Here is a 12689-nt window from a genome sequence, read left to right as displayed (position 1 = left end):
GATGAAAATTCGAACGAAGCTCATATTGACGAATCTATTTCTCGTCCTGTTTCTGCTCGGCTCGCTCACGTACGTCTTCATGAAGCGGAGCACCGACCTCGTCTTCGAGACGATCGCCGAAAATAACGAGCTGTCGCTGTCGCAGGTCGCCTCCAACCTGGACAACAAGCTGCAATCGTACGAGGAGATCGCGAACGCGATCTTCTTGAACAACGCGCTGGACTTGGCCGCGACGAAGCGATACACGGACGACCGGGAGGCGTACCGGATGTACTTCGACTACTACCAGCCGTTCGTTTCGGCGATTCAAATATCCAAGGATATTTACAACTTCCATCAGTACAGCGACAATCCGACGTTCCGGTTCGCCAACGTGTTCGCGATCGACGAGACGGTGCGCGGCAGCGACTGGTATCGCCGGACGCTCGAGACGCGGAACGGCGGCATCTGGACGATGCCGTACGTCACGGCGGGCGACAACCGTCCGGTGTTCAGCTTCCGCAAGCGGCTGAACAACTTCGATCGCGACTCGGAGCGGGTCGTCTCGCTCGAGATCAAGATCGACGTCTTGCTCGACCTCATTAACGAGGAGAGCAAGAGCAAGCGGTTCCTGTTTATTTTGCCGAACGGGGACGTGCTGTTGGACACCGCGGCCGAGGAGCCGTACGCCGCGATCGACGCGCTGCCCTTCCGGGACCAGCTCGCGTCCGGCGCGTCGAGCGGCAACTTCACGTACCGGAACTCGGGAGAGACGTATCAAATCTTCTTCCAGACGCTCGATTCGCGCAACACGATCAAAGGCATGAAGGTCGTCAGCTACGTCCCGCTCACCGAGATTATGCCGAAGATCGATCAGCTGAAGTCGCTGGCCGTCGCGCTGCTGCTCGTCGCGTTCCTCGTCTCGGCGCTGCTCATCTCGATCTTCTCCGTCGGCCTGACGAGACGGCTGTCGGAGCTGTCGGGCAAGATGCGGACGCTGAGCCGCGACAACTTCGAAAGCTTCGTCGTCGTGAAGGGCAAGGACGAAGTCGCGCAGCTCGGCGAGATGTTCAACATGATGGTCCGCCGCCTGCGGGAGTTGATTCGGGAGGTGTACCAATCGGAGCTGGACCGCAGGGAGCACGAGCTTCGTACGAAGGAGGTCGAGCTGTATGCGCTCCAGACGCAGATCAATCCGCATTTCTTGTTCAACGTGCTTAACATGATCCGCGGCAAGCTGCTCATCTCCGGCGAGCGGGAGAACGCGAAGGTCGTCGGGCTGCTCGCGAAGTCGTTCCGCATGATGCTGAAGAAAGGCGGGCAGACGATCCCGCTCGCCGAGGAGATGGAGTTCGTAGACATCTACCTGCAAATTCAGCAGTATCGATTCGGGGATAAATTTTCGTATTCGATCGAGCTGGACGAATCGTTCGGCGGGGCGGACGTGCCGAAGCTGTGCGTGCAGCCGCTCGTCGAGAACGCGCTGTCGCACGGCGTCGAGCTGAACCCGGTCCGCTCGCATATCCGCATCCGCGGAGAGGCGAAGGACGGCCGGCTGCATATTACGGTCGCCGACGACGGGCTCGGCATGCCGGCGGCGCGGCTGGCCGAGGTGCGAGGCTGGCTTCGCCAGGCGGACAGTCTCGAGCTCGACGCGCATATCGGCCTGCGCAACGTGCATCTTCGGCTCCGGCAGCTGTACGGGGACGAATACGGGCTCGTCGTCGACAGCGAAGAAGGCCGGGGTACGCAGGTCACGATGATTATCCCGACGGCGACGGCGACCCGGAAAGAGGAGGTTTCCTAATATGTACGACGTATTGATCGTGGACGACGAGCCGGTCGCAAGGGAGTCCCTCCGCTACTTGATCGACTGGGAGGAACAAGGCTTCGCGATCCGCTCGGAGGCGGCGAACGGGCTGCAGGCGCTGGAGCTGCTGAAAGAGCGCCATTACGCGTTGGTGCTGACCGACATCCGGATGCCGACGATGAACGGTCTCGACCTGATCGCCCGGATGAAGGAGGTGACGGATTGTCCCGTCGTCATCCTGAGCGGCTACGACGACTTCGAATACGCGCGGCAAGGGCTGAAGCTCGGGGCGAAGGAGTATTTGCTCAAGCCCGTCGACGAAGACGAGCTGATCGCGACGTTGCGGCGGACGGCCGAGGAGCTCGAGGAGCGGCGCTTCGCGGAGCGGCGGCACCGGCTCGGGCTGTCGGCGATGCGCGACCAGCTGCTGCGCCGGCTGGCGCACGGGGCGGTCGGGCGCAAGGAGTTCGAGGAGCAGCGCGCGCTCGTCGGTTTCCCGCCTCGGATCGAGGAGACGTTCGCTTGCCTCGTCGTCGAGATGGATTTCGTTTACGGCGGAGGGAAGGAAGGCGAAGGCCTCTCGGAAAAGGACACCGAACTAAAGCGCTACGCCGTCCGCAACATCTGCGAGGAGCTCGCGGCGGGCGAAGGGTTCGTGTTCGAGGACGCGGAGGACCGATACGGCGTCTTGTTTTACGCGGGCGCCGCGTCGACGGAGCCCGCCGCGCTCCGGGCGCGGGCCGAGCGCATCGCGGCGTCGACGGCGCTGTACGCGAAGGAGACGGTCAGCGTCGGCGTCGGCGCTTGCGCCCGCGGCTTCGCGACGGTGCGCGAGTCGTTCCGCGAGGCGGAAGAGGCGCTCGACCGGAAGTTTCTGACCGGGGCGGGCGCGGTGTTGTCCGTGCGCGGCGAAGGCGAAGGAGCGAACGGCGCGGACGGCGAGGGCGAAGTCGGCGGGGCGGGCGACGAGCTGTTTCGCTCGATCACGGCTCATCTGCTGGACGCGGTGCGCCACTTCCGCCGAGAGGACGCGGAGGCGTCGCTCGCGCGGCTGTGGGACGGCTTCCGCGCTTCGGGCGCGACGGCGCAGCGGGCGAAGCCGGTCGTCATCGAGCTGTTCGTGCAGCTGGCGCGCATCGCGCGGGAGACGGGCGCAAGCCAGGAGCTGCTGTTCGACCGCGCGTTCGGCGACTACGAGGCGATCCTGCGGGTGAAGACGATCGAGGAGCTGCGCCGGCTGACCGAGCGCAAGTGCGAGGCGGTGCTCGTCGCGCTCGCGTCGCTCGGCGAGCTGCGCCCGAACAAGGTGATCGAGGAGCTGAAGAGCATCGTGCAGGCGCGGTATATGGACGACGTCAGCCTGCGCGGCGTCGCTCAGCGCATCTACATGAACCCGAATTACCTGGGGAAGCTGTTCAAGGCGAATACCGGCATGTCGTTCAACGATTACTTGCTGCAGGTTCGGATGGAGAAGGCGAAGGAGCTGCTGCTGCACAGCGACCTGAAGGTGTACGAAATCTCCGAGGCCGTCGGCTACGGAGAGCTGGATTGGTTTTATAAGCGGTTCAAGGCGTACACGGGCATCAGCGCAAGCGAATTTCGAAGCGGAGGGGAACTAAGATATGGAAAATAATCGAAAATGGCGCGCATCCTGGATCTGGGCGGACGGACCGGGCGAGGACGTGGACGTCGTCCGGTTCCGGCGCGCGTTCCATCTGCCGGAGGACGGTACGTACCGGTTGAACGTCCGCGTGTCCGCGGACAGCCGATACCGTCTGTTCGTGAACGGCGCGCTCGTCTCGGTCGGTCCGGCCAAGGGCGATCAATACACGCATTATTACGACACCGTCGAGGCGTCGTCGTATTTGCGTCCGGGGCGGAACGTCATCGCGGCGGTCGCCCTCCATTACGGCACCGGGCGGGGTCCTTTGTCCGTATGGCGTTCGCCGCGCGGGGCGTTCCTGCTCGAGGGGGACATTTCGGACGGAGAAGGAACCGTCGGAACGATCGACACCGATGCGGCCTGGACGGCGCACCGGGCGCCGCAAGGGGCGTTCGCGATGCAGCGGGAGACGTTCACGCTGTTCGTCGGCGGCGGCGAGACGGTCGACGGCCGGTTGCTGCCGCACGGCTGGGAGCGGCCGGAGTTCGACGCCTCCGATTGGCAGGCGGCGAAGATCGTGTCGGCGACGCACGACCGGATGTTCGGCCAGCTGACCCCGTGGCAGCTGGCGGAGCGAACGATTCCGCCGATGCGAGACGACGAAGCGCCGTTCCGCGAGCTCGTGCAAGGCCGGAACGGCGCCGCCGCGCTGACGAAGACGGCGCTCGGCGGCCCGTTCGAGGCGGCGACGGTCGCGGCGGGCGATGTCGCGCGGTTCGAGCTCGATGCCGGCGAGTTTATGTCGGGCCACGTCCGGCTCGAGCTGACCGGCGGCGCGGGCGCGACCGTGCGCGTGTTGTACTCGGAGTGCTATGAGTACCCGCCGGGCCCGCGCGGGGAGCGGAACAAAGCCGTCCGGGACGATCCCGAAGGGAAGGCGCTGTACGGCTTCGAGGACGTATACGTCGCCTTCGGGATCGGAACGGAGAGGCATCCGGAGACGTACGAGCCGCTGCATCGGCGCGCGTTCCGCTTCGTCGCTCTGACCGTGGAGGCGGGCGAGGAGGCGGTCGACGTGCGGAGGTTCTCGATCCGGCGCACGGGCTACCCGCTCGACGTCTCGGCCTCGTTCTCCAGCTCCGACGCCTCGCTGCGGCCGCTCTGGGACATCAGCCTCAATACGCTGCGCAATTGCATGCACGAAACGTACGAGGACACGCCGTATTACGAGCAGATGCAATACGAGCTCGACACGAGGCTGCAGGCGTTGTTCACGTATTACGTCAGCGCCGACGACCGGCTCGCCCGCAAGGCGATGTACGATTTCCACAGCTCGCTCCTGCCGTCCGGCATGCTTCAGAGCCGATATCCGTCCGTCAGCCCGCAGGTGATCCCGGGCTTCGCCTTGTTCTGGATCATGATGGTGCACGATCATTACCGCTTCTTCGGCGACGAGTCGCTCGTGCGTATGTACCGGCCGACGATGGACGCGGTGCTCGGCTGGTTCGAGGGGCGTCGCGGGCCGGACGGTCTCGTCGGCGCGATGCCGGAGGCGTATTGGTCGTTCGTCGACTGGACGTTCGATTGGAGGGACACCGCGGGCGCGCCGCCGGCCGGGAAGGACGGCCCGCTGACGGTGTACAATCTCATGTATGCAGCATCGCTCGACATGGCGGCGGAGCTGAACGAGCGGACGGGCCGGCGCGATACGGCCGCGGAATATCGCGAGCGCGCGGCATCGGTGCGCGACGCGGTACGGCTCCGCTGCCGGTCGGCGGAGGGGGGGCTGTTCCGCGACGGTCCGGAGGCGGAGCAGTACAGCCAGCACGCCCAAATCTGGGCGGTGCTGAGCGGGGCCGTCGCCGGCGAAGAAGCGGCGCGGCTGCTGCGGACGACGCTCGCCGACGCGTCGCTCGCGAAAGCGTCTTACGCGAACACGTATTACGCGTTCCGCGCGCTCGCGTCGGCCGGAGCGTACGCGGATTCGTTCTCGATGTGGGACGCGTGGCGCGAGCAGGTCGAGCTGCATCTGACCGCGTGGGTCGAGGATCCGGTGTCGGTCCGCAGCGACTGCCACGCCTGGGGCGCCATGCCGCTGCACGAGTTCCCCGCGGAGCTGCTCGGCGTAAAGCCGCGCGAGCCGGGCTTCGCCGCGATCGAGCTGTCGCCGACGCCGGGGCCGCTAACGTCCGCGGAAGGCGTCGTCGCGACGCCGCGCGGCCCGGTACGCGTCGCATGGACGATCGACGGCGGCGAGTTCGCGCTGCGCGCGAGCGGTCCGGCGGACACGCCGGTCGTCGTCGCCCTGCCGAACGGCGAGACGCGCGCGTTCGACCGGATGGACGGCGCCGGCATCGAGGTTTCGTGCGCGATCGCGCGTTCGGACGAGGAGGCGGCGGGATGAAGCTGGGCGTCGCGTATGATCCGGAACACGAGTCGCCGGATGCGTGGCCGGTCGATTACCGCAAGCTGAAGGACGCCGGGATCCGGTACATCCGGATCGCCGAATTCGCTTGGGCGGCGCGCCGTCCTGGCGGAAGCGCCGCAGGAAGTTAACCCGCTAAATAATCAAATGTCCGTCACATAATCAATAGATTAGGAAGGGTTGTCCGGTTCCCGGGCAACCCTTCGGCATATTCAGGGATTGTGTACGTAACGAGGAGGGCTTCCGTATAATCGGGGTTGTCGCAAGACGGATCCCATGACACGGAAGGGGAATGGCTCGTGAAACGAAGGAAGCTGGCAAGCAAGTGGATCGTCGTCCCGTTGGTATTGACTCTGGCGTTCGCGCCTTTCGGCACGGCGTCGGCATCGGCATCGGAGGAGTCCGCGGCGGAAGCGTCGGCGGTCGGCTCCGCCGCGCAGACGGTCGTCGACGAAAGCTTCGACGGCATGGCGACGGGGGAGACGCCCGCCGGATTTTCCGTATCCGAGGGCGGCGGCACGGTCCGCGTCGCCGAGGTGCCGGACGCGGCGAACAAAAGTTTATACCTCGAGGATACGAGCGCGTCTACGAACGTGCTCGCCGGCAAGTCGTTCGACGCGTTGGCCGGACAGGTTACGGTCGAGATGAAGTTTATGATGCCGGCGTACGTCAGCTCCACCAAGGTCGTGCGCCTCAAGGGGAGCGGGGGAACCCCGGTCGTCTTGGAGACGAAGAGCGACAGCGTTACGTACCGGCATGCGGGGGACACGTACGAGCCGATCGCGCCGGTTGCGGCGAACGAATGGATCGACTTCAAGATCGTAGCGGATACGGTGACCGATACGGCCGACGTGTACGTGAACGGCGCGTTGAAAATCGACGGCGCACCTTTCTACAGCGCCGCGGACACCATCGACTTTCTGGAGACGTTCACGCCGAACGGCAGCACGGGCTCGCATTACGTGGACGACATCGTCGTCTCCGGCACGCCTTTCGTCGAGCCGGAGGAACCCGGCGGCGGCGGCGAGCCGCAAACTCCGCCTGCGGACGGAATCTACGAAGCGGAAGATGCGGTGCTCTCCGGCGCCATCATCGACAATAAGCACCCTGGCTACAGCGGTACGGGCTTCGTCGATTACAACCCGAATGCGCCGGGCGGATGGATCGAGTGGACGGTGAACGTCCCGGCCGCAGGCGAATATACGCTCGAATTCCGGTACGCTTCCGGGGCGGCGGAAGACCGGCCTGCGGACATTCTCGTGAACGGCGCCGTCGCGATTCCGCAGCTGTCGTTCCCGTCCACGGGCGACTTCACGGCGTGGAAGACGACGTCCGGGAAGGCGTCGATGGCGGCGGGCGTCAACGTCGTCCGCGCCACGGCGACGGGCGCGAACGGCGGGGCGAACATCGACCGCCTGCGCGTGCACAACGACCCGGACGACGGGGGACCGCCGCCGATCGTGACGGAGAAGGTCGAGGTCGAGGAGCTGCTGGGCGGCTTATTGACGAAGAAGCTGGAATCGCTTGGGATGTTGGCGGATCGTGAGCTTCCTGCGGACCCTGTCCTTACGCGGATCGAATTTATGTCCATGCTGAACGACGCGTTGGACTTCGTCTATGAGGAGACGTTCCCGTACTTGTCGGCGGAGGACCGGGTTTGGGACGTGCCGCTGACGCAGTGGGACGCCTACGTGCTCCGAGCGGCGAAGGAGGCCGGGTACGTCGTAGCGTCCCGAGACGAGGACGTCCGTCCGTACGAAGGCATTACCCGCACGGAAGCGGCCGGCATGCTCGCGAAGGCGCTGAAGCTGGAAGCCGGAGGCGGCAACGGGGCCGTCGGCGCCGTCGTTCGGGAAGGCATCATGTCCGCGAGCGGCGGTAACGGCTTCGGCTCGAAAAGCATGCTGAAGGCGTCGGAAGCGGCGACGATCCTGCAGCGCCTCCGCGCCTTCTCGGAGCGGCCGAACGACGTGCGCGTCGTCGGCGTTCACGCCGTCGCGGAACGCATCGCGGCGGTGACGCTGAACGCCCCGCTCGCCGACGTCGACTTCGGCGACGTCGCGATCAGCGTGCCCGAAGGCGCTTGGAAGACGCTTAATCCTGCGTTCCGCGACGTGCCGGCCGCGAGGGCGGCGGCGGGCGTTAACCGGTTCGGTAACACGGTCCTGTTTTACGAGCTGACCGAGCCGCTCGGGCCGGGAGCGACCTACGCGCCCGCACCGGAGGCGCCGCCATATACCGGGGACTTGGCGCAGGCGGTGCAGCAGGCGCATAATTTAGTGTCCTGGCAGATGGATCACGGCGGTTGGACGAAGGCGATGCCGTACGATCGCCCGTGGAACGGGACGGAGAAGAAGTCGTCGCAGCTCGGCCCGACGGGCGTCGAGCTCGGCGCGATCGACAACGATTCGACCGTGAAGGAAATCAGGTTCCTCTCCCAGGTGTACCGCGAGACGAACGAGGAAGCGTTCAAGGAGAGCGTGAGGAAGGGCATCGAGTTCTTGCTCGAGATGCAATACGAGACGGGCGGATGGCCGCAGGTGTATCCGGAGCGGGGATCGCCCGGAGACAGCGTCTACTATTCGAATTACGTCACGTTCAACGACAATGCGATGATCAACGTGCTCGATCTGTTCGACGACGCGCTCGGCGGGGCGTACCCGTTCGATACGGACCTGCTCGACGAGGCGACGATCGAACGCATTCGAGCGGCGAAGGCGAAGGGCATCGAATTCATTCTGAACGCCCAGATCGAAGCGAACGGCGTCCTGACGGCCTGGTGCGCGCAGCACGATCCGTTCACCTACGAGCCGAGAGGCGCCCGCGCATACGAGCATCCGTCGATCTCGGGCTCCGAGTCGGTCGGCATCGTGCGTTATTTGCTGTCGCAGCCGCAGACGCCGGACATTCAAAGGGCCGTCAAGGCCGCCTTGGAGTGGTTCGATCAGGCGAAGTTGGAGGGCATCCGCTACGTCAGCGCGGACCCGAACGGAGTGTACTTCGTGCAGGATCCGAACGCGGTAACCTGGTATCGGTTCTATGAGATCGGCACGAATCGAGGCATCTTCTCGGGGCGCGACGGCGTGATCAAGTACAGCATTCAAGAGATCGAGCAGGAACGCAGGAACGGTTATTCGTGGGGCGGCAGCTACGCGAAGGCGCTGCTCGAGACGGCGAAGTCGACCGGTTATTTCGCCGGACGCGTATATGGAAGGGTGATCGATACGAATTCCGTCGATGAGGAAGGCAGAAAGCTCCGGGCAGGCGACCTGCTGCGGGCCGGGGACGTCCGAGAAGCGCTGAGCGAGCTCCCGAGCCGAATCGTCGTGGCGTTGGACGGCTCGGGCGACTACGCCTCCGTGCAAGCGGCCGTCGACGCCGTGCCGGCGAACAATGCGGAGCCGGTGGAGATTTACATTCATAACGGCATCTACAAAGAGGTCGTGACGATTCCCGCGAACAAGCCGTTCATTACGATGATCGGGGAGAGCGCGGAGGGTACGGTCCTTACTTACGACAATTACTCGGGCAAAGAGCGCCCGACCGGCGGCACGTACGGCACGAGCGGCAGCGCGAGCATGTTCGTGAACGGCACCGACTTTACCGCCCGAAACCTGACGATCGAAAATTCGTTCGACGAGTCGTCGTCGTCCGCGGCGAACAAGCAGGCCGTGGCGCTGAACGTGCGCGGCGAGCGCCATCGATTCATCGGCGTCCGGTTTCTCGGCAATCAAGACACGCTGCTGACGAACGGCGGCACGCAATATTTCTATCAATGCTACATCGAGGGCGACGTCGACTTCATCTTCGGCGGATCGAGCGCCGTCTTCGAGGAGTGCGTCATCCATTCGCTGGACCGCGGTTCCTCCACGAATAATGGCTATATCACCGCCGCGAGCACGATGATCACGGAGCCGTACGGCTACTTGATCGTGAACAGCAAGCTGACGAGCGACGCGGCGCCGGGCACCGTCTGGCTCGGGCGGCCGTGGCATCCGAGCGGCAATCCGGACGCGATCGCCAGCGTGCTGTACATGAACGTCGAGATGGGCGCGCACATCAACCCGATCGGCTGGACCGACATGTCCGGCTTCCTGGCGAAGGACGCGCGCTTCGCCGAGTACGGCAGCTACGGACCCGGCGCCGTCGTTACGGACACCCGTCCGCAGCTGACCGAAGGGGAAGCGGCGACGTGGACGATCGCTAACGTGCTGAAGGGGTGGAATCCGAAGGAAGCGGCGGAATAAAAACTAAGGGCTGCCCCCGGGGGCAGCCCTTGGTTTTAGCCGGGCGTCGAGACGAGAACACGGACTGTTCCCTAAGCGTGTTGTCGGGCGGAGCGGCCGGGCGAAGCGGACGAACGGCGGCCGCGCGAAAACCAGCGATACCTGCCATCGCCGCGATCATCCTCGCGGTGCACGCCGCCACCGGCGGCGTGGCGCCCAGCCGCCGTCAAACGCCCGGCTTGCCGTACTTGGCCCGATACTGGCCGGGCGTCATGTCCTCCTGCTTCTTGAAGGAGCGAATGAAATTTTGCGGGTTCGTGTACGTCAGCCGTTCGGCGATGTCCTTCACGGACATGTCGGTTTCGACGAGCCACTTCTTCGACATGTTCATCCGGTATTGCGACAGGTAGTCGCTGAACGACATATCCGTCTCCTTCTTGAAGACGCTGCTTAAATAAAAGACGTTATAATGCAACCGGGAGGCGCACTCCTCGAGCGTCAAATCGCGGTCGAATTCGCTGCGGATGATGTCGATGATCTGCTCCGAGATGTTCTGGTATTGCGACGCCTGCCGGTCCTGGAAGACGCGGATCAGACGGCCGATGATGCGAGTGTTGTACCAGTTCTCGATTTCCGCGCTGACGTACAGCTGCAGCAGCTCTTCGTATAAGGAACTCTCCTTGGCGTCCAGCTGGTCCAGCCCGATCCCGGCCTCCTGCATGACGACCATCAGGCCGTTCAACAGGCGAATGAGCGAAATCTGGTATTCATGCGGCGTGCGATCCTTCAGGAATACTTCTCCCAGCCATTGCTTCAGCAGCTTCGAGGCGAGTTCCTCGTCGGCCAGCTTGATGGCGTCGATGAGCTGATTCTCCACCTGCGTCGGATAAAAGTACACCTGCGTGTGCTTTCCCGAGTTCAAGCTGGAGTAAGGAACGATGACGCCCTTGCCCAGCTTCATCCGATGCTTCAGCGCCTCGAGCCCTTCCTGATAGCCGCGCGACGCGCGATGTACGCCGGCGAACGGCAGGCTGATGCCGATGCTGACGTCGAGATCGAGGTAGCGGCGCATGTTTTGCTGCACGGCCTCCGTCACCTTGTAAATGTACAGGTTGAAGTCGTCGTGCGACATGCCGGCGCCGCCGACGAGCGTCACGAGCGTCTGATCCAAGATGACGGGGGGCAGCCGATCGGTCTTCGGCACCATCTCTTCGACGATGTTGCCGGCGGCGAACAACAGCAGATCCAGGTCCTTCTGCTCGTAGCGCGTCTCGACCAGAATGTCGATCTGGAGCGTCAGCACGGCTAAGTGATTCCAGTTCCGGATGACCTCCCGATAGCCGAACAGCTCGAGCTTCTCCTCGATTTCCGATGCGCCGAGCTGGCCTTGGAACAGCTTATGCAGGAAGAAGGTGCGCACCTGCAGACTGTTCTGGTGCAGCTCGTGCCGCATCTTCTCGTTGGAGGCGAACAAGTCGCGAATATGCTCGTCGATGATCTGCAGCTCGTTCTTCTTGGAGGCCGTCGACTCCGGCAGCCGCTCGGCGATCAAGCGGAACATCTCGCGGATCGGCGTGTACACTCTGCGGCTGCCGAGCCAGACGAACAACACGCACAGGCATAGGATCAGCAGGCAGACGGAGGCGGTGAACCATCCGATCGAGCGCGCTTCCTTCGTAAACTCGGACATCGTCGTGAACGAGGCGTACGTCCATCCGTTGAAGTCGGAGCGGACGTACGTGACCGAGATCGGCTCGCCGTCGACGCTCGTTTCGAACTGGCCGGAGGCGCCGCCGAACTTCGACAGGTCCGCTTCGGCGATCGAGCCCGACTCCGCAAGCGATGTGCCGATCTTCGACGCGTCGGGGTGAGCGACGATCCGCAAACTCGCGTCGAGCACCATGACCTCGCTGGCCGCCGGCGGATTGTCGAGCATCGCGCCGAGGCTGCAGCTCGGGATCGTCGCTAAGGCGATGCCGCGCTTGTTCGACGTGTGCAGCGGCATCTTCTTGACGAGCGTCACGGTCGTCGGACAGCCGTAGCTCTCGGTATCGCTGGAGCCGAGCGCGGCGGTGTCGAGCATGACCCAGCTCGTGCTGTGCTCCAGCTCCATCAGCTCGAGCAGCGTCGCCTTGGACGCGTATTCGTCGAACGCGTACAGACCGCGGTTGTTGATCACCCAGTCGGAAGCGGGATTGGCCAGGATGACGTCGGTCACGTACGTGTCCGGCGACTGTAGCAGGTTCAGCTCTTCCTTCAGTTGGTTATACAGCTGGAAATCCGTAAAGTTCAACGTCCGAAACAGCGCGTCCTGAACCTTATTCGTATTAATGACGTAATTCAGCGTGTAATCGACCGTCCGAAGCACTTGCTCCATATTGCCGTTCATCTGATTCATCATCTGGATGTTGCTGCGGTTCACATGCGTCTGGATCGCGTCCGACGATTTCATGTAAGAGAACAAGCCGAGCGTCAAAATCGGGAAAATGCTGATGGCGAATCCGAACAATATCATATTCTTATAAAGGCTGGACCTCTTCATTCGATTCGCCGCCTATCGCGTAGAATATTTTACAAAACCCATTGAAAACGCTTTAATGTTATCATACAAGTAAAACGATGCCACGCCCTAATTATACAGAAAAT

Annotated in this window: 6 protein-coding genes; 5 read left to right on the top strand and 1 reads right to left on the bottom strand. The window is 63.5% G+C overall.

The window, feature by feature from the left end; all coding sequences use genetic code 11:
- Position 1: 1 nt before the first annotated feature.
- From FE782_RS26750 to pelA, 5 genes are all read left to right on the top strand, one after another.
- Positions 2-1786: a sensor histidine kinase gene (locus tag FE782_RS26750; RefSeq protein WP_138197426.1), complete on the top strand. Its 1785-nt coding sequence runs from the start codon at positions 2-4 to the stop codon at positions 1784-1786.
- A gap of 1 nt (position 1787) precedes the next feature.
- Positions 1788-3422 (top strand): response regulator, encoded by a 1635-nt coding sequence (locus FE782_RS26745; protein WP_138197425.1) that lies wholly within the window; start codon positions 1788-1790, stop codon positions 3420-3422.
- Complete coding sequence (locus FE782_RS26740; RefSeq protein ID WP_138197424.1) at positions 3412-5796, top strand: alpha-L-rhamnosidase-related protein; 2385 nt, start codon at positions 3412-3414, stop codon at positions 5794-5796. The genes FE782_RS26745 and FE782_RS26740 overlap by 11 nt, the downstream gene beginning before the upstream one ends.
- On the top strand, positions 5793-5948 hold the full coding sequence (locus FE782_RS32445) for a beta-galactosidase (protein WP_158299563.1): 156 nt from the start codon (positions 5793-5795) through the stop codon (positions 5946-5948). Before FE782_RS26740 ends, FE782_RS32445 begins: the two co-directional genes overlap by 4 nt.
- Before the next feature lie 168 nt (positions 5949-6116).
- A complete protein-coding gene (gene pelA / locus FE782_RS26730) occupies positions 6117-10064 on the top strand; it encodes a pectate lyase (RefSeq protein ID WP_138197422.1) in 3948 nt (1315 codons plus the stop codon).
- A 205-nt stretch (positions 10065-10269) separates the two neighbouring features.
- Here the strand turns inward: pelA and FE782_RS26725 are convergent, their stop codons facing one another.
- Positions 10270-12585 carry a helix-turn-helix domain-containing protein gene (locus FE782_RS26725; protein ID WP_138197421.1) on the bottom strand — a complete coding sequence of 772 codons (2316 nt, stop codon included), beginning with the start codon at positions 12583-12585 and terminating at the stop codon, positions 10270-10272.
- Positions 12586-12689 lie beyond the last annotated feature (104 nt).

It is taken from the genome of Paenibacillus antri (assembly GCF_005765165.1).
In the GTDB taxonomy this organism is placed as follows: Bacteria; Bacillota; Bacilli; order Paenibacillales; family YIM-B00363; genus Paenibacillus_AE; species Paenibacillus_AE antri.
The sequence above is the reverse complement of the archived record's forward strand: the minus strand, read 5'-3'. Positions and strand labels throughout refer to the sequence as shown.